Here is a 17,645-nt window from a genome sequence, read left to right as displayed (position 1 = left end):
CCGGCCCGCCAATCAGCTGTCGATTTTCGGCGTGGGCCGCACCAGAATTTCGTTGACGTCGACACTGGCCGGACGCGATAGCGAAAACAACACCGCCTCGGCGATATCGTGATCGGTCAGCGCGTGCTCCGGTTTGTCGTCGAAGAAGGGTGTATCCACCATGCCCGGCTCGATGAGCGTGACCCGGATGCCGGTGCCCCGCAGTTCCTCGCGCACGCCGTAGCCGATCGCGGAGACAGCCCATTTCGTGGCGCTGTACATGGAACCGGGGATGGTCGTGCGTCCGGCGGCCGAACCGGTAATCAACAGGTGGCCACGGCTGTCCTTGAGCGCCTGCGCGCAGGCCTGGATAGTCAGCCCGACGCCGTAGACGTTGGTCAGGATCATGTCCTTCCAGACATCGCTATCGGCGCCGCAGAAGCCGCCGGGACGCCCGCCGATACCGGCATTGGCGAAAACGGCATCGATCCGGCCGAAGTGCGCCAGTGTGCGCTCGACCATGGCCTGCTGGGAGGCCTTGTCGGTTACGTCACATTCAAGCGCAAGGGCGGCCTCGCTGCCGAGTTCGTCGACCAGCGCGTCGAGCTTGTCGATCGAACGCGCGGCCAGCGCCACGCGATAACCCTGCGCGACGGCATGCCGCGCAGTCGCTGCGCCGATGCCGCTGGAAGCGCCGGTTATCAGAAGAACGGGATCGGCCATGACAATCACCTAATGTATTGGGTCGATAGGCCGCGTGCGAACGTATCCGTTACATGTCTGGCGCGGCCGTAAGGTCACGGCCGCGCCAGTTTACGCGGCTGTCCAAAGCGGACTACGTTGTGCGGGCGCGTGCCGCCGATGGGCACCTCGCCCGCCAGGCGCGCATGTAGCGCACCCGCGTAGTCGCTGACCAAACGGCGCTAGCCGTGGGTCGAGCCGTCGTGCACGTGGCCGTGCTCGACTTCTTCGCTGCTGGCTTCGCGTACGTCGTGGATATTGACGGTGAAGTTCAGCGTCTGACCGGCGAGCACGTGGTTGCCGTCGACGGTGACTTCTTCGCCTTCGACTTCCTTGACGGTCACGATCATTGGGCCGGCATCCGACTCGGCGCGAAAGCTCATGCCCGGCGCGAGTTCGTCCACGCCCTGGAAGGCGTCGCGGCTGACTTTCTGCACCAGCTCTTCACGATAGGGGCCATAGCCTTCTTCCGGTTCGACGGTCGCCTTGACTTCATCGCCCTGAGCATGACCTTCGATCGCCTTTTCCAGCCCCGGCACGATGTTGCCGTGGCCGTGGAGATAGGCCAGCGGCTGACCTTCGCTCGACTGATCGATGATTTCGCCGTCCGTGTCGCGCAGCACGTAATGAATGCTTACGACGCTGTCCTGCTTGGCTTCCATGTTGGTTCGCTCTGTTTTGTCGCGTATGAACGACAAGACGTTGCGACGATCTGGAAAAAAACAATGCCTATGACGAGAAAATCCGCCTGAAAAAGCCCATTCGGCGGTAGAAACGCGCCGCTGGCGGCCGGACTGGCCATGAAAAAGCCGGGCAGCGCCCGGCTTTTTCGATCAACGGGATTGTGTGATCGCGTCGATCAGTTCTCCAGCTTGGCGTCCAGATCGATCTGGGCACCCTGGTACAGGCGCGATACCGGGCAAGCCTGCTTGGCCTTGGCGGCAATATCCTCGAACTCGCTGGCCTCGATGCCGGGGACCTGGCCGCGGGTGATGAGTTCGATACGCTCGATCGTGGGCGTGCCGTCGACCGAAAAATGCACTTTCGCCTGCGTCTTCACCGAATCCGGCGTATGACCGGCTTCGGCGAGCATGGCCGAGAACTGCATCGAAAAGCAGCCGGCGTGTGCTGCGCCGATCAGCTCTTCCGGGTTGGTGCCGGTGCCATCCTCGAAACGGGTCTTGAACGAGAACTGGCCTTCATAGGCGCCGCTTTCGAGCGACATGTCGCCCTTGCCGGATTTCAAATCACCTTGCCACTGCGCGTCAGCCTTGCGAACGGGCATACAGAACTCCTCATGCGATTGGTGTGCTATCGCACGTTACGGGCGATCGCCCTCGAACACAAGTATTGTGCACAATCTAATTTGGGGCGGTTGTATCAGTGGGCATAAATCATCTTGCGCGTCATGCCGCCGTCCACCACCAGCGTCTGGCCGGTGATGAATCCCGCCTGATCGCTGCATAGAAAAGCCACCATGGCCGCAATATCCGCGCCACGGCCGACCCGTCCGGCTGGATGCTGTTCGTGGTCTATGGCGCGCAGCGCATCGGGTGACTCGGCCTGCGGTTGTTCGTCGCGTACGTCGATCCAGCCGGGTGCCACCGCATTGACCCGAATCTGCGGGCCGAGGCTGATCGATAGTGCATGGGTCAGGGCCACGATACCGCCCTTGCTGGCGGCATAGGCTTCGGTGTGGGGTTCGGATTGATAGGCCCGGGTCGAGGCCATGTTGACGATGCTGCCGCCGCTTCGGCGTAGCCAGGGTGTGCAATGTTTCGCGCACAGAAAGTAGCCGCTGAGGTTGACGCCGATCACGCGGTTCCAGTCTTCCAGCGACAGCGCTTCGATCGGTGCGTTGAACGGATCGGCAATGCCGGCATTATTGACCAGCACATCGAGGCGACCGCAGGCGTCCGTGAGGCGGGCGATTGCGTCGATGACGGCGGCTTCATTGGCCACATCGGCGACAAGCCGCACCACGCGACGCTCGACGTCCGGTTCGTGCCGGGCCAACTGCCGGCACAGATCGGCCAGTGCCTGGCCGTCGTGGTCGAGTGCGCCCACGATAAACCCGTCATCGAGCAACCGGCGCGTGACGGCGCGGCCGATACCGCACGCAGCGCCGGTTACCAGGGCAGCTGGGGCGTTATCGTGTTGCTGTGCGTACGTCATCCGGGCTCCAGTCGGTTGTGCCTTTCAAAGGCATTGGCCGATGTCTATCTGGCATTGGCGCGCCAGGGGTCACGCTGATGATAGCGGGCACAAAAAAAGCCCGCCGCATACGCGACGGGCTTTTCGCAATCCGCGGATTGCGGCGAGACCAGCCTTAGCTGTTGTCGTCGGCCGCGTCTTCCATCGAATCGCCCGCGTCTTCCATGGAGTCCTGGATGTCGTCGCCGGCATCTTCCATGCTGTCCTGCGCGTTGTCGGTGGCATTGTCGATGCTCTCACCGGCATTTTCGGCGGGGCCATCGTTATCACAGGCGGCCAGGCTCAGCGTGCCCAGGCCCAGCATCATGGCCAGCAGCAGGGTGGTCAGTTTCTTTTGCATAGTCGACTCCTTGAGTTCGGTAAATGAAGCTCTGCTTTACTACGCGAGGATCACGCCCCCGGCAGAACTTGGACCAAAGTATAAAGCACGCGAAGCTTTCCCGTATATGAATCACGACAAACCGGAAATATTTTTTTCCTTATTCGTCCGCTATCGAAATGCTGTCGCGACGGGCATGTAGCGCCACATGCGCGCTTAATCAATCCGAAAAATCACGTATTTTCGTGTCGGTTTAATAATCGATATCGACACAGGCCGCGCTACGCCGGGCCTTGGCGCGTGCTTCGTCGATGTCATGCGCCCGTGCCAGCGCCACCCCCAGACGCCGCGCGCCGTCGATTTCGGGTTTGCCGAACAGACGCAATTCGGTGTCGGCCTCGGCCAGCGCCTGGGCCAGACCGTGGTAGCGCATCTGTCGGCTCTGGCCTTCGCCGATGATCACAGCCGATGCACAGGCGCCGCGCTGTTCGATATACGGAATGGGTAAACCGAGAATGGCGCGGGCGTGCAGTGCGAATTCGGACAGATTCTGGCCGACGAGGGTCACCAGCCCCGTGTCGTGGGGTCGCGGCGAAACTTCCGAAAACCAGACGCGGTCGCCAGCCACGAAGAATTCCACGCCGAACAGGCCGTGCCCGCCGAGGGCGTCGGTGATCGCGCGCGCCTGACGCTGCGCCTCGGCGAGCGCGGCTTCGCTCATGGGCTGCGGCTGCCAGGACTCGTGGTAATCGCCGCCGACCTGCCGATGGCCAATCGGCGCGCAAAAGCTGGTGCCATCCACATGGCGCACGGTCAGCAGGGTGATTTCGTAGTCGAATTCGATGAAACCTTCGACGATCACGCGCGAGTTGTCGCCGCGCTTGCCGCGCCCGCCGGATTGCGAGTAGCTCCAGGCGCGGTCGATGTCGGATTCGCTGTGCACCGTGCTCTGGCCCTTGCCGGACGACGACATCACCGGTTTGACCACGCAGGGCAGGCCGATGGCCTCGATCGCGGCGCGATAGTCGGCCTCGGTTTCGGCAAAGCGGTAGGGCGAGGTGGGCAGGCCCAGTTCCTCGGCGGCCAGACGGCGAATGCCTTCGCGATCCATGGTCAGACGAGCCGCGCGGGCGGTGGGGACCACGGTATAGCCTTCATCTTCGAGTTCGATCAGCGTTGCGGTCGCGATGGCTTCGATCTCGGGCACGATCAATGCCGGGCGCTCGGATTCGATGACCTGGCGCAGGGCATCGCCGTCGCCCATATCCAGTACATGGTGGCGGTGCGCGACCTGCATCGCCGGCGCGCGATCATAGCGATCCACCGCAATGACTTCGCAGCCCAGGCGCTGGAGTTCGATCGCGACCTCCTTGCCGAGTTCGCCGCTGCCCAGCAGCATGACGCGTGTGCCGGTATCCGAACCGGGCGTGCCGATCGTGCTCATTGAAAATCCTGGCCGAGGTGGAAAACAAACAGGCGCCATTGTCGCCAAGCGCGGCCCTGCTTGAAAGCCTGCTGCGTTGGCGACGTGCCCGCGGGGCATTAAACTGGCGTCATGAAACAGCCTTTGTCCGGTTATCGCGTCATCGATACCACTGCCATGGTGTCCGGCCCGCTGGCGACCATGCAGTTGGCCGATCAGGGCGCCGATGTGCTCAAGATCGAACGCCCGGAGGTGGGTGATTACACGCGGCTTGCCTCGAATCGGCGTAACGGTTTTTCCGCGAGTTATCTCAACAACAACCGCAACAAGCGCTCGGTCGCACTCAATCTCAAGGACAAGGCCGGGCGTGATGCGCTGCTGCGCCTGTGTGCGGATGCGGATGTATTCGTACAGAATTTTCGCCCCGGCGTGGCCGAGCGCATGGGCATTGGCGAAGACGACATACGGGCGGTCGCCCCGGACATCGTGTACTGCTCGATCAGCGGTTTTGGGGATGCCGGGCCGTATGCGAGCTATCCGGTCTACGATCCGCTGGTCCAGGCGTTATCGAGTCTGGCCAGTATTCAGGGCGGCGCCGATACTGCGCGTCCGCGCCTGGTTCGTACCATCGTGCCCGACAAGCTCACCGGCTACATCGCGGCCCAGGCGATTACCGCCGCGCTGCTCGCGCGTGCCAACGGTGCACCGGGCCAGCATGTGCGCGTGTCGATGCTCGATGCAGTCATCGATTTTCTCTGGCATTCCGACATGAACAGCCAGACGTTCGTCGGCGACGAGTTCGATCAGGCCAAGGCCGCCAGCTTCATCGACCTCATCTACGAAACCACCACGGGCTATATCAGCGTGGCCGTGCAGACCGACAAGGAGTGGCAGGCGTTGATTGGCGCGCTCGATACGCCCGAATGGAACGACGACCCGCGCTTTGCCACGCCCGCAGACCGCCAGGACCATATCGACGCGCGACTCGAACTCACCCAGCAAAAGCTAGCCGAAAACAGTGCCGAACACTGGCTTGCGCGACTGAGCGAATACGGTGTGCCCTGTGCGCCGGTGCTCACCCGTACCGATTTGTTGTCGCACGATCAGATCGCGGCCAACGCCATTGTCATGGAAACCGATCACGCCGAGGCGGGGCGGTTGCGACAGGCGCGTCCCGCCGCGCGTTTTTCGGCCATGCCGGTCGCCGATTATCGCGGCGCGCCCGCGCTCGGCGCGGATACGCGCGCAGTGCTCGCCGAGCACGGGTTTTCCGAGTCGGATATCGATACGCTCGCCCGATCCGGGGCGATCGGCCCGAACCAAGAGGCGTCATGATCGATTTCTATTACTGGCCCACGCCCAACGGCTGGAAGATATCCATCCTGCTCGAAGAGCTGGGGCTGGACTACAGGCTGATTCCGGTGGATATCAACGCGGGTGATCAGTTCGAGCCCGCGTTTCTGGAAATCTCGCCCAATAACCGCATGCCGGCCATCGTCGACCACGACCCGGCACCCGGCTATGGCGATACGCCATTATCGATCTTCGAATCGGGCGCGATTGCACGCTATCTGGCGGCCAAGAGCGGGCAACTCATGCCCGACGACGCACGCCTGCGCACCGAAATCGACGAATGGCTGTTCTGGCAGGTCGGCAATCTCGGGCCGATGGGCGGGCAGATGAGTCATTTCGTCAACTACGCCCCGGGCGAGCACCCGTATTCCTACAAGCGCTATACCGGCGAATATCACCGCTGTCTGGGGGTGCTCGAGCGCCGCCTTGCCGAGCGCGATTATCTGGTGGGCGAAATCTATACCATCGCCGATATCATCAACTGGCCGTGGGTGCTCATCGCCAAGGCCATGGGCCAGCCGCTCGACGAATTTCCGCGCGTGGCGGCCTGGCGGGCGCGTATCAAGCAGCGCCCGGCCGTGCAGCGCGGGGTCGATCTTGGCAAGCAGTGGCGTGGTGGTCAGCCCAAGACCGAAGAAGCACGCCAGCGTTTGTTCAACCAAACCGCCGACACCGTGCGCGGGCGCTAGCGCACGGTTGCAGATTAAAAGCCTTTCAAGGGGAGATCATGTTCGCGTTCATCAAAGCCTTTATTGCCGGTTTTGTATCCACATTGACGTTTCATCAGGGCCTGTTGTGGCTGTTCGTCGCGGCCGGCGTGCTGTCGGGCGCGAATACCTGGAACATGGCGCCGGTGCCGCCCTTCGGCGTGCCTTCGGTCATATCCCTGGCGTTCTGGGGCGGGCTATGGGGCATGCTCCTATGGCTTTTGATTCGTCGTGCCCTGGCCGCCGGCTATTACGTGGGCGCGATCATTCTCGGCGCGATCGGCCCGACGCTGGTGTATCTGTTTGTCGTGCAGTGGCTCAAGGGCCAGTCGATGGCCGAAATCTTCGATCACCTGAGCATGGCGCGGGTGGGCATCGGCCTGGCGCTCAACGGCTGCTGGGGCCTGGGCGTGGCCGTGCTGATGCGAATCATGCATCCGCCGCGCTGAATACGACGTGCGCGGCCGCCGGGCGGTTGGGCCCGGCGGCCTCGCGATCCGGATCCATCTAGTACCCGGCGGTTCTACGCTGCCTGACGTCGCGGCAGGCGCAAGGTGAACACGGTGCGATCGTGATGGGGGTCAGCGTCCGCACGACCGTGTGACGTGAGTATGAGGTCACCGCCGTGGCTGCGCGCCAGCGTGCGGCTGACGGCCAGGCCCAGGCCCACGCCATCGGCCTTGGTGGTGGTGAACGGCTCGAATACCTCGACCGACTCATCCACCCCGGGGCCGTTGTCGCTGATTTCGATATCGATATGATCGGCGTTGTCGGTCACCACGTTGACGGCGACCGTTTTGGATGCCGTCTGGCCTTCCGAGAAGGCATCGATCGCGTTAGTGACCAGATTGCGCAGTATCTGCTGGATAAATACTTCGTCGACCGGCAGGCAGAGTCCGTCCAGCGACGCCACGGACGGGCCGTCGTAGCGAATGTCGTTGGCGCGCAATGCGGGGTCCAGGATCTGGTGCACATCGTCGATGATCGGGCCCAGCAGCTGGTTCTTGCGAGTGGGCCGCCCCTGGCGGGCGAAATCGCGCAGATGATGAATAATGGCCACTGCGCGCGAGATTTCGCTGTCGGCGCGTTCGAGGGTCTGGCGCATTTCGTCGGCGTCGGACGTAAAGCCCATACGCGCACGGGCGATGAAGTTGCGGGCCGCGGTCAGCGGCTGGCTCAGGTCGTGCGCCAGGCCGGTGCCGAGCGTGGCGAACACGCTCATGCGGTCATGACTGTTGATGCTGCTCTGCAGGTTGGAGATACGATCGTTGAATTCGATCCGGTCGGTGATATCCAGGGCCAGCCCTGCCAGCCGGTAAACCTCGCCGCGATCGTTTTCCACGGGAAAGGCGCGATCACGAATCCAGCGTAGTTCGCCGTCGGGCCGGACGATGCGATAGATCTCGTCGTAGTCGCCACTGAGCGCCTGCTGTTGAAAGGCCTCGAGCACCCGGTTTTTGTCTTCTTCATGTACGCGTGCGAGCCGTTCGCTCGGATCGTCGTAGAGATCCTCGCAGTTCTGTCCCCATATTTTTTCGTAGGCTGGACAAACATAGACGAGCCGATCGCCTGTTTCGTCGGTCATCCAGATAACTTCCTGGATATGCTCGGCAAGTTCGCGAAAGCAGCGCTCGTTGGCTTCGATATGATGGCGCTTTTGTTGCTCGGCTTGCAGCTGTTGTTCGAGCTGGGCGATACGCGCGTGGGCGGCTTCGAGCGTATCGGGTTGTTCGCGGTTGGCGTTTTCGAACTCGATGTTGTTCATGGCGTCATTCCATCGCGGCGCGTAAATACGGGGGTCGGATGCTCTATCGGCTGTTTTGCCTTGTCAAAATAGGCTCAATACATTAAAAAGATCGTCGCTAGCCAAGGTCATAGTGTTCAGAGCAGATTGGGGGCGCGGTGTCGTTTGTCATACATATCGTCGATGATGATCCGGCGATTCGCGAATCGCTTAAAGGGCTTCTAAGCGATGCGGGTTTCGATGTCGAGTGCTACTCCAGTGCCGAAGCCTTCCTGAATGTGCGTGCGCCGCGTCGCGGTGTTGCACTTATCGACCTGCGTTTGAAGGATATGGACGGCCTCGCCCTGCAAAGGGAACTCGTGTCACGAAACGCGGCGCTCAGCGTGATCATGATGAGCGCCTATGGCGATATCGAACACGCGGTGGCCGCGATGCGACTGGGCGCGGTCGATTTCGTCGAAAAACCGTTTTCACCGGAAGGCATGCTGGAAAAGGTGCGCCGGTTGTCCCGCGCCACCGATGCCGACGATCTGGCGCTGCGCGAAGCGCGCCAGCATGCCACGCTCATCGAATTGCTTACCCCGCGCGAAAAACAGGTCATGGCCTTGATCGTCGAAGGCCTGGCCAACAAGCAGGTCGCCGGTCAGCTTGGGATCAGCGCACGCACGGTCGAAACCCATCGTGTGCATATCATGCAAAAGCTCAATGCCGAATCGCTGCCGCACCTCGTGCGTATCTGGATTTCGGCAGGCCACCTCGTGGATACGCCCGAAGACTGACACGGGCATGGACGCCGCCGACAGGCGGCGGCGTCCGGATATTGCGCCTAGCCTATATTTTGGGCCCGCGTCCGCGCACCGCGTTGGATACGAGCGCGATCACGAACAGCACCAGGAAGATGAAGAAAAGAATCTTCGCGATGCCGGCCGCGCCCGAGGCAATGCCACCGAAGCCGAACAGCGCCGCGACGATAGCGACGATGAAGAAAGTGATTGCCCAACCCAGCATGATGTTCTCCTTGATTGTGTGTGCAGCGCCCTGATTAAGAACGCCACGGCCGGACCGTGGCGCAAGCATGCTGCATGGCCAGTATGCCGGAAATTTGTATTCGGCAAGTAAATATTGTCGTAGACGTATTACAGTTGATTGGCCAGCTGTTTTTCGATCTGCTCGGCGTCGTGCTGAGCCCAGTTCTTGTCGATGGTCTTGGTGACCGTCTTTTCCAGCGGGCCGTCGAGCTTGTCACGCAGCCGGCCGAGGAAAGAGGGATCGGCGACGAGGATCAGTGCGTCGAAGGCATCGTCGTTGTGCCCCGCCTTGACCCGTTCGACGACCTGTTTGGCGAAGATGTCGGCATGTTTTTCCGACGTGCTGGTCTGCGGATCAGCCTGATGCACACTCGAGCCACCGCTGTCGTGTACTTCACCCTTGCCGCCGGTACGCAGATCGCCTTCGTGGGCCTGGCTTTCTTCGTGGGTCAGGGTGTCGACGAGCGTCAGACCACTACCGGCGCCGTTGCGGCCAAAAATGCGGGCACGCGCCGCATCACCCACAACGATCCATTGTTGCGCCATGATTTTCTCCTTGGCTTGGGGTCGAATACGAGCGGGCGACGCGCACGCCGCCACGCTATCGAACGGTTACATATTCACGCCGACTTGGCGAATCGAACATCCCGGTACGGGTCATGCATTTCCAAGGCCTCGGGCCGATCCCGATTGGCCAGGAACGACGGCCGTGGCTTATCCGCCGCAAAGGGCTGCTCGAGCGCGTTTTCGACGCTGTTGTAAACGAAGAACAGGTTCGAGCGCGGCCAGGGCGACATATTGGAGTTCGACGCATGCAATACGTTGCATTCGAACAACAGCAGGGAGCCGGCCGGGCCCTTGGGCGCCTGAATGCCGCCACGCTGGGCTAGGGCCTGCAGGTTCTGCTGACTCGGCACGCCGGCTTCCTGGGCCTTGAGCGAGCTCTTCCAGTTGTCATCGGGCGTTTGGCCGACACAGGGCACGAACTGATGGTGCGAGCCCGGAATGAGCATCAGCGGGCCGTTGAATTCGTTGTTGTCGGTGAGCATGATCGACGCGCTGATCGCGCGCATGCGCGGCATGCCATCCTCGGCATGCCAGGTTTCGAAATCCGAATGCCAGTCGAAACCGGCGCCCTGGAAACCGTATTTGTCGTTGATTCGCGACTGGTGGATATACACGTCGCCGCCGAGCAGCTGACGCACCATGCCCAGAATACGCGGGTCACGCGTGAGCTCGGCGAAGCGCTCGGAAATACGGTGCATGTCGAACACGGAACGCACCGCGCCCGATTTCGGATCACGGATCACGCCATCCTGCTTGAGCAGCTTTTCGTCGTGGCTCATCTGCTCGAGCTCGTCAAAGAACGGCGTCATGCGTTCCTGAGAGAAAAAGCCTTCGAACCAGAGAAAACCGTCGCGTTCGAAACTCGACAGTGCCACTTCGTCGAGAGGGCCCTGCCAGCGGTCATGGGTATTCGAATGTACGACCGGATCCCGGCGCAGGTAGCGCGGCTCGGGACGGCTCGTACGCGTTATATAGTCGTCGTTTCGCATCGTTTGCCTCCGGTTGAAAACGACCCGGCGCCGTTACCGGCGCCGGTATGCAAGCCTGCAGTAGGGTCTGTCGTCGCGAGATAGGCCGTTGCATCGGCGACCAAGCCGCGGCAAGACAAGGCATCGTGAGTGCCGCGTGGTTATTCCACGTCAGCGGCCGATAACGCCGGATTGCCGTGGCTTGGCCGCCGACCCTTCGGGTTGCCCGTTCCGGACGCGCCATGCCGCGTTGCGGACCTTGAGCGTGGGCCCGCCACGCTCAGCGGCCCGCGCCTTGCCTGACACGCCCGGCACGGGCAATGCAATGGCATATCCCGTGACGACAGGCCCTAGAACTTGCGTTCGAATTCGGCGAGTTTTTGTTCCGCCGCTTCCTTGGTGTCGCCGTATTTTTCCTGGATCTTGGCGAGCATGTTTTCACGCTTGCCCTTGACCTCTTCGACATCGTCATCGGTTAGGCGGCCCCAGTGCTCGCGCACCTTGCCTTTCATACGGTCCCATTTGCCTTCGAATTGATCTTCGTTCATGGCGTTGTCCTTGCTCATGTGTAAAACAGCATGGTCAACGTAAGCGCCTGCCCGCACCGGCTCAATACGGGCTAATACCTAAGGAATTTCTGGCGCGCAGGAACGCGCCCAGCGTGGTGTACGTGGAGCGCGCAATGCCGGTCGGCCCGCTGGGCAGCTGTTTTTAACGAACTGGCGTATGCGCCGGCGGCCGCCCTGGCCGCAAGGCATGAACATGGATATTTCGTGGCCCGCCAATAATGCGTAAGCTCGCCGAACCATCCAATCGTTGCATTGACCTATGACACAGTCGCAAAAGATGAATTCGACCGCGCAAGCAATTTTCGAAGCCCATGTGGCCTTCGAGCTCGACCAATGGCGTGGAAAGGGCGCGGTCAAGCGCTTGCAGGACGAAGTCGATGCGTTCTGGCAGTGGGCCGATCAGACGAGTCTGGAAACCGTTGTTTCGGTCGATACGGTACGCGGCGCGGCCGAACGCCTGGCGCTGGACATGTCGCTGCCGGATGACCTGGCCGGCGTGATCGGTGGTATCGCCGACGACCTGATCTGCCACGATGTGAACAAGAATACGCGGGTACAGGATGTTATTGACGAACAGCTGTTCGACGATGGCGTATCGCTGTTCGTCGAACTCGAGGCCTTGCGTGCGCGGTTGATTACCCGCGCGCTGGATAGCCCGGTCTATACCGCCTTGGCCTCGGATGTGCTTTATCAGGGCATCAAGGACTACATCTTCTCCGACACCGGTGCCATCAAGTCGATTCCCGGTGTGTCGTCCTTGCTCAAGGGTTCGAGCAGTGCGCTGAGCAAACGTATGCCCGGCCTGGAAGCGCAGGTGGAAAAACGGGTGCGCTCCTATATCGAAAACAATACGGCCAAGACGCTGGCGCGCAGTCAGGAACTGTTGATCGAATCCCTCGACGAAGAGCGCATCCGCGCGATCGCCGCGGAAATCTGGGCCGAGGTCCAGGACAAGAAGCTGTCGATCGAGGATGTGGTCGACAGCGACGAGCTTCAGAAGCTCATCGATTACGGGCTGCGTATCTGGCAGGAACTGCGTGAGACCCAGTACGTCGGCGAACTGGTGGATGCGGCGGTGGTGTCGTATTTCGAGCGCAACGGCAGCCGTACGCTGGCCGACGTATTGGGCGACGTCGGTGTCGATCGCGATCTGCTGCGTCAGGAGGCCGAAACCCTGGCGCCGCCGGTGATCGAAGGTCTGGCCGAAAGCGGGCTGCTCGAGGAGCTGGTACGCCGGCGTCTGGGCGCGTTCTACGAATCGGATGCCTTCGACAAGGCGCTGGGCGAGGCCGGCGAATAAGACGCGACGAGCGCGGCGCCGGCGCTATGGCTGGCGCCGTCGCCTGTTCAGTCGGCGAGAATTCGGGCCATGAAGGCCGGCTGCGCAAACGCGGCGTTATGCATGGCCGGTGTGTAGTAGAACGTCTGCAAGGTCAGATCGCCTTGCGGTGCGTACAACGTGCGCGTATCGCGCGCGGCCAGTGTGGCCGACCACCAGCCGGTGGGATAACTGGGCTGGGGAAAGCTCAGTAGATGGGTATCGGCAAAGCCGGCCGCGCGCAGCCCGCCATGCATTTCCCCGATCAGTTCGCTGTGTACCAACGGCGATTCGCTTTGCTGGACCAGCAGCCCACCCTGGGCAAGCACGCGGTGGCACTGCTTGTAGAACGCTTCATTGAACAGGCCCTCGGCCGGGCCGATCGGGTCGGTACTGTCGATGATGATCAGGTCGACGCTGGCGTCCGGGGCGTTGTTCATCCACGCCACACCATCCTCGAAGGCGAGCGTGGCGCGCGCATCGTCGTTGGCATCGCACAGCGCGGGAAAATATTCTTCCGCGATGCGGGTCACGCGTTCGTCGATCTCGATCTGGGTGGCACGCTCGACACTTTCGTGCTTGAGCACTTCGCGCAGGGTGCCGCAGTCGCCACCGCCGATGATCACCACGTTTTTCGCTGCGCCGTGGGCGAACAGGGCCGGGTGGGTCATCATCTCGTGATAGACGAAATTGTCGCGGTCGGTGAGCATCACCAGCCCGTCGATGGTCAGAAGCCGGCCGAAGGTCTCGGTTTCGTACACGGCAATGGTCTGATAAAGCGACTGTTCTTCATGCAGCTTGGCCTTGATGCGTAACGAAAAGCCCAGTCCCAGATCGTTGCTTGCTTCGGTATACCAGTTCTCGTCGAGTACCATGCGTTGTCCTTGTCTGCGCGTACGCGCGTCCATCAAGCCAGAATCGCCTCGCAGTATAAGCCAGCCACGCAAATACAATGTCCATGTCCCGACCCCAACCAACCCCGCATGCCGCTGCCGACTGGCAGATCGATGACGCCCGCGCGCTTTATCGTGTTGCCACCTGGGGTGACGGCTATTTCGATATCAACGATCGTGGCGCGGTGACCGTCACGCCGCAAAAGGGCGGGCCGGCAATCGATCTCGACCGCTTGACCGATGAAATCCAGCAGGCCGGCCTGCGCTTGCCGGTTTTGGCGCGGTTTACCGATATTCTCGGCGACCGTATCAACCGGCTCTGCGATGCGTTCGAAGCCGCGCGCGAACGCCACGACTACGATCGCCGCTATACGGTGGTTTATCCGGTCAAGGTCAATCAGCAGCGCGCGGTCGTCGAACAACTCGTGGCCTCGGGCGGCGTGCGTGCCGGGCTGGAAGCCGGCAGCAAACCGGAGCTCATGGCCGTGCTCGCATTGGCCGCGCCGCAGAGCGTGATCGTGTGCAACGGCTACAAGGACCGGGCCTTTCTGCGCCTGGCCATGATCGGCCAGCAACTCGGCCATCGCGTGTATATCGTGGTGGAAAAGCCCTCCGAGCTGGAACCCATCGCCGAAATCGCCGACGAACTGGGCCTGCGCCCGACCATCGGCCTGCGGGTGCGCCTGGCCAGTGTCGCCGCGGGCCACTGGCAGAACACCGGCGGCGAGAAATCCAAGTTCGGCCTGACCGCCACCCAGGTGGTGGCCGCGCTCGAACAGCTCCAACAACTCGGCTATGCCGACTGCGTACGCATGCTGCATGTACATGTCGGCTCGCAGGTGGCCGATCACGGCGCGCTGTCGCGGGCGATGGACGAAACCGCCCATCTCTATCGCGGCCTGCGCGCGCTCGGCGCGCCGCTGGAATGCGTGGATGTCGGTGGCGGGCTGGCGGTCGACTACGAAGGCCGCGGCGCGCGCTCGTTCTGTTCCATGAACTACGGCGTGCCCGACTATGCCGACGCCGTGGTCGGCGCGCTTGCACGGGTGTGCCGCAGCTTCGACCTGCCCATGCCGGATCTGATCAGCGAATCCGGCCGCGCATTGACTGCCCACCATGCCGTACTGCTCACTCAGGTCATCGACAGCGAACTGGCCAGTACGCCGGCGCCGGATGCGCTGGATTCGACGCTGTCGCCCAGCGCCACGCTCGATCGCGCCGAACGGCGAATGGCCGATACGCAGGCGCGTTTTCTGGCCGGCGATATCGGTTTGGCCGAACGCGCCGAGGCCGAGGCACAGGCAATATCGACCTATCGTGCGGTGGCTGCGCATGCCCCCGAAAACGACGACGAACGCACCGCCGTCGCCGCTGCCCAGGAAAAGCTGGCGGCCAAGTATTTCGTCAATTTCTCGGTATTCCAGTCGGTGCCCGATGTCTGGGCGCTGGATCAGATCTTTCCGGTGATGCCGCTGGCGCGACTCGACGAGCGTCCGGACGAGCGCGCTCGGCTGTGCGACCTGACCTGTGATTCCGATGGCCGGCTGGACCGTTATGTCGACGAAAACGGCGTCGATACCACCCTGCCGTTGCATGCGCTACGCCAGGATGAAGCCTATCGGCTGGGCATCTTCATGGTCGGCGCCTACCAGGAAAACCTGGGCGATATGCACAACCTGTTCGGCGATACCGATGTGGTCAATATCGAAATCGACGACGCGAGCGACAGCGGCTGGCGCCTGGCCGATGCCGAGCAGGGCGATCGCACCGACGAACTGCTGCGCTATGTCCATTTCGAGCCCGACGACCTGCGCGCGGCCTACCGGCGCAAACTGGCCGCCTCCGGCCTGAGCGGCCGGCTCAAGCGCGAAACCGAAGCCCTGCTCGAAGCCGGGCTTGCGGGCTACACCTACCTTGTCGAATCGTAAGCGCTGCTGAAGAAAAGTTTGGTCCGCGAATGAACGCGAATAAACGCAAATAATAAGACGGCGGGTCTAACCGACCAAGCGGGCTGCCTTGTAGCCTGCATCTCGTTGATTCGAATACATTTCTTTTGAAGCAAAATCCGCAGATTGCGCAGATTTTGATCGAGTCGGGGTTAAGGCCGATTGCCCGAGGCCACGATAGCGACGTGCTGCCGATAGGCGTGACTTACCGTCTTCAATCTGTGAAATCGGCGTAATCTGCGGATTGTTGTCCAGGCAACTAAGCCCAGTGCTCGTGCAGGGCGTGTTTTCGGCAGGGCGCCGTTACGTAGTCGGTAAGCGATGCCGAATCGACACGCGACCGCTGTCTTTCATTCGCGTTCATTGGCGTGCATTCGCGGACTGTTTTTCAAGACAGGATCCGCGGATTGCGCAGATGACACAGATTATCTGACAGTCGCTGCGTGCTTCGGCGCCCAAGTCTGACGACACGCGCGGTCCGCTACTGGCGTCATAGGGTCTTAAATTAATCTGTGAAATCGGCGTAATCTGCGGATCGTTCCAGGGAACGAAGCCCAGAGGGCCGCGATGGCAGGGTTAGTCCGCAAGTAAACGCGAATAATAAGACGGCGCGCCGCAGGTCATGGGAGAGGTCTGATCGACCAAGTGGGCTGGCTTGTAGCCTGCGTCTCGTTGATTCGCAGACATTTCTTTGAAGGAGAATCCGCAGATTGCGCAGATTCTCGTGCAGGGCACGTTTTCGGCAGGGCGCCGTTGCGTAGTCGGGGAGCGATGCCGAATCCGGCTCCAAGCGGTCGACGTCTTAATTCGTGTTTTGGGTATGATATTTTCATACGATCCGTGCTATTGGAGTGGCCGACATGGGCATGCATCGCAAAACCATCACGTTGACTGAGCAACAGGACAGCTGGGTGAAAGACCAAATTGAAACCGGTCAATTCGGCAACGACAGCGAGTACATCCGTCATCTCATCCGTGAAGACCAGCGGGCGCAGCGACGCCTGGCCACGCTACGCGATGCGCTTATAGCGGGAGAATCAAGTGGTGAATCCAGACCGCTGGACATGGCGTCCATCAAGGCATTAGGTCGCGAGCGAGTAAAGGCGGCTGAGTAGTGCGCCGATTGCGTGTCACACCGCGGGCCGAATCGGATCTCGTCGGCATCTGGTTGTACACCTGCGAGGAATGGGACATAGCGCAAGCTGACAAATACCTCGATGGGCTTGAAGCCGGCATGAAACAGTTGCTTGTCCATCCGTCACTGGGCGCCGATTATGCCCATGTCTTGCCCGGCTATCGCCGATTGCAGATCGAACATCACGCGGTTTTCTACAAGGTCGACGAGCCGTACGTGCTCGTTGTCCGCGTACTGCACGAAGAGATGGATGCCCCGGCGAGGCTGTTCGATTAGATGACAGGTTGCGCGGTGCGCGGCGGCACGATACGGGATTTCGGTGCGTAGCCTGGAAGCAATGCCGAATCGACACCCAGGGGGGCCGATGTCTTTCATTTGCGTTTATTGGCGTGCATTCGCGGACTGTTTTTCAAGACAGGATCCGCAGATTGCGCAGATGACGCAGATTATCTGACAGTCGCTGCGTGTTTCGGCGCCCAAGTCTGACGACACGCGCGATCCGCTACTGGCTCCCGGTGTTCTTAAGCCAATCTGTGAAATCGGCGTAATCTGCGGATTGTTGTCCAGGCAACGCAGCCCAGTGCTCGTACAGGGACAGGTTTCGGGCAGGATGCCGTTGATTAGGCTGGAAGCAATGCCGAATCGACAACCATGCGGCCGATGTCTTTCATTCGCGTTTATTGGCGTTCATTAGCGGACGGTTCTCAAGACAGGAACCGCAGATTGCGCAGATGACACAGA

General features: G+C 61.3%; 20 protein-coding genes. 8 read left to right on the top strand and 12 right to left on the bottom strand.

Features of this window, described 5'->3' with window-relative positions:
• Positions 1 to 12: 12 nt before the first annotated feature.
• The 6 genes from S4A8_RS04995 to purT form a co-directional block, all read right to left on the bottom strand.
• Positions 13 to 702 carry an SDR family oxidoreductase gene (locus S4A8_RS04995; RefSeq protein WP_353179660.1) on the bottom strand — a complete coding sequence of 230 codons (690 nt, stop codon included), beginning with the start codon at positions 700 to 702 and terminating at the stop codon, positions 13 to 15.
• A 200-nt stretch (positions 703 to 902) separates the two neighbouring features.
• On the bottom strand, positions 903 to 1,382 hold the full coding sequence (gene slyD, locus S4A8_RS04990) for a peptidylprolyl isomerase (RefSeq protein WP_353219274.1): 480 nt from the start codon (positions 1,380 to 1,382) through the stop codon (positions 903 to 905).
• A gap of 197 nt (positions 1,383 to 1,579) precedes the next feature.
• Entirely contained in the window at positions 1,580 to 2,005 is a 426-nt protein-coding gene (locus S4A8_RS04985) for an OsmC family protein (protein ID WP_353219273.1), read from the bottom strand.
• Positions 2,006 to 2,100: 95 nt separating this feature from the next.
• Positions 2,101 to 2,895, bottom strand: a complete 795-nt coding sequence (locus S4A8_RS04980; protein WP_353219272.1) for an SDR family oxidoreductase — start codon at positions 2,893 to 2,895, stop codon at positions 2,101 to 2,103.
• Positions 2,896 to 3,049: 154 nt separating this feature from the next.
• Positions 3,050 to 3,274, bottom strand: a complete 225-nt coding sequence (locus S4A8_RS04975) for a hypothetical protein (RefSeq protein WP_353179667.1) — start codon at positions 3,272 to 3,274, stop codon at positions 3,050 to 3,052.
• A gap of 232 nt (positions 3,275 to 3,506) precedes the next feature.
• Positions 3,507 to 4,697: a formate-dependent phosphoribosylglycinamide formyltransferase gene (gene purT / locus S4A8_RS04970; RefSeq protein WP_353219271.1), complete on the bottom strand. Its 1,191-nt coding sequence runs from the start codon at positions 4,695 to 4,697 to the stop codon at positions 3,507 to 3,509.
• Positions 4,698 to 4,808: 111 nt separating this feature from the next.
• Here purT and S4A8_RS04965 point away from each other — a divergent pair, with 111 nt between their 5' ends.
• The 3 genes from S4A8_RS04965 to S4A8_RS04955 are packed head-to-tail and all read left to right on the top strand — an operon-like array spanning position 4,809 to position 7,185.
• The gene (locus tag S4A8_RS04965; protein WP_353219270.1) at positions 4,809 to 6,011 is read left to right on the top strand and encodes a CaiB/BaiF CoA transferase family protein; all 1,203 of its coding nucleotides are present in this window, start codon (positions 4,809 to 4,811) and stop codon (positions 6,009 to 6,011) included.
• A complete protein-coding gene (locus S4A8_RS04960) occupies positions 6,008 to 6,718 on the top strand; it encodes a glutathione S-transferase family protein (RefSeq protein ID WP_353179672.1) in 711 nt (236 codons plus the stop codon). Before S4A8_RS04965 ends, S4A8_RS04960 begins: the two co-directional genes overlap by 4 nt.
• A 38-nt stretch (positions 6,719 to 6,756) precedes the next feature.
• The gene (locus tag S4A8_RS04955; protein WP_353179674.1) at positions 6,757 to 7,185 is read left to right on the top strand and encodes a hypothetical protein; all 429 of its coding nucleotides are present in this window, start codon (positions 6,757 to 6,759) and stop codon (positions 7,183 to 7,185) included.
• Between the two features lie 74 nt (positions 7,186 to 7,259).
• Here S4A8_RS04955 and S4A8_RS04950 read toward each other — a convergent pair whose 3' ends face one another.
• Positions 7,260 to 8,501: a two-component system sensor histidine kinase NtrB gene (locus S4A8_RS04950; protein ID WP_353179676.1), complete on the bottom strand. Its 1,242-nt coding sequence runs from the start codon at positions 8,499 to 8,501 to the stop codon at positions 7,260 to 7,262.
• A gap of 137 nt (positions 8,502 to 8,638) precedes the next feature.
• Between S4A8_RS04950 and S4A8_RS04945 the strand changes: the two genes are divergently transcribed.
• On the top strand, positions 8,639 to 9,259 hold the full coding sequence (locus tag S4A8_RS04945; RefSeq protein ID WP_353179677.1) for a response regulator transcription factor: 621 nt from the start codon (positions 8,639 to 8,641) through the stop codon (positions 9,257 to 9,259).
• A gap of 52 nt (positions 9,260 to 9,311) precedes the next feature.
• On the opposite strand, the gene S4A8_RS04940 is transcribed toward S4A8_RS04945, so the two are convergent.
• The 4 genes from S4A8_RS04940 to S4A8_RS04925 all read right to left on the bottom strand — a co-directional run bounded on the left by S4A8_RS04940 (position 9,312) and on the right by S4A8_RS04925 (position 11,591).
• Positions 9,312 to 9,488 carry a DUF1328 domain-containing protein gene (locus S4A8_RS04940; RefSeq protein WP_209059367.1) on the bottom strand — a complete coding sequence of 59 codons (177 nt, stop codon included), beginning with the start codon at positions 9,486 to 9,488 and terminating at the stop codon, positions 9,312 to 9,314.
• A gap of 128 nt (positions 9,489 to 9,616) precedes the next feature.
• Entirely contained in the window at positions 9,617 to 10,054 is a 438-nt protein-coding gene (locus S4A8_RS04935; RefSeq protein WP_353179679.1) for a host attachment protein, read from the bottom strand.
• Positions 10,055 to 10,128: 74 nt separating this feature from the next.
• On the bottom strand, positions 10,129 to 11,064 hold the full coding sequence (gene thpD / locus S4A8_RS04930) for an ectoine hydroxylase (protein WP_353179680.1): 936 nt from the start codon (positions 11,062 to 11,064) through the stop codon (positions 10,129 to 10,131).
• 329 nt (positions 11,065 to 11,393) lie between these two features.
• The gene (locus S4A8_RS04925) at positions 11,394 to 11,591 is read right to left on the bottom strand and encodes a CsbD family protein (RefSeq protein WP_353179681.1); all 198 of its coding nucleotides are present in this window, start codon (positions 11,589 to 11,591) and stop codon (positions 11,394 to 11,396) included.
• Positions 11,592 to 11,871: 280 nt separating this feature from the next.
• On the opposite strand from S4A8_RS04925, the gene S4A8_RS04920 reads away from it, so the two are divergent.
• Entirely contained in the window at positions 11,872 to 12,912 is a 1,041-nt protein-coding gene (locus S4A8_RS04920; RefSeq protein ID WP_353219269.1) for a hypothetical protein, read from the top strand.
• Between the two features lie 47 nt (positions 12,913 to 12,959).
• Here S4A8_RS04920 and speE read toward each other — a convergent pair whose 3' ends face one another.
• The gene (gene speE / locus S4A8_RS04915; RefSeq protein ID WP_353219268.1) at positions 12,960 to 13,805 is read right to left on the bottom strand and encodes a polyamine aminopropyltransferase; all 846 of its coding nucleotides are present in this window, start codon (positions 13,803 to 13,805) and stop codon (positions 12,960 to 12,962) included.
• A gap of 77 nt (positions 13,806 to 13,882) precedes the next feature.
• Here speE and speA point away from each other — a divergent pair, with 77 nt between their 5' ends.
• The 3 genes from speA to S4A8_RS04900 all read left to right on the top strand — a co-directional run bounded on the left by speA (position 13,883) and on the right by S4A8_RS04900 (position 17,180).
• Complete coding sequence (speA, locus tag S4A8_RS04910) at positions 13,883 to 15,751, top strand: biosynthetic arginine decarboxylase (protein WP_502950701.1); 1,869 nt, start codon at positions 13,883 to 13,885, stop codon at positions 15,749 to 15,751.
• A gap of 878 nt (positions 15,752 to 16,629) precedes the next feature.
• A complete protein-coding gene (locus tag S4A8_RS04905; protein WP_353219266.1) occupies positions 16,630 to 16,884 on the top strand; it encodes a type II toxin-antitoxin system ParD family antitoxin in 255 nt (84 codons plus the stop codon).
• Positions 16,884 to 17,180, top strand: a complete 297-nt coding sequence (locus tag S4A8_RS04900; protein WP_353219265.1) for a type II toxin-antitoxin system RelE/ParE family toxin — start codon at positions 16,884 to 16,886, stop codon at positions 17,178 to 17,180. Before S4A8_RS04905 ends, S4A8_RS04900 begins: the two co-directional genes overlap by 1 nt.
• Positions 17,181 to 17,645 lie beyond the last annotated feature (465 nt).

The sequence above is a fragment of the Salinisphaera sp. S4-8 genome (genome assembly GCF_040361235.1).
Taxonomy (GTDB): domain Bacteria; phylum Pseudomonadota; class Gammaproteobacteria; order Nevskiales; family Salinisphaeraceae; genus Salinisphaera.
Note: the sequence above shows the minus strand (reverse complement) of the source record. Positions and strands in the feature narration are given on the sequence as shown.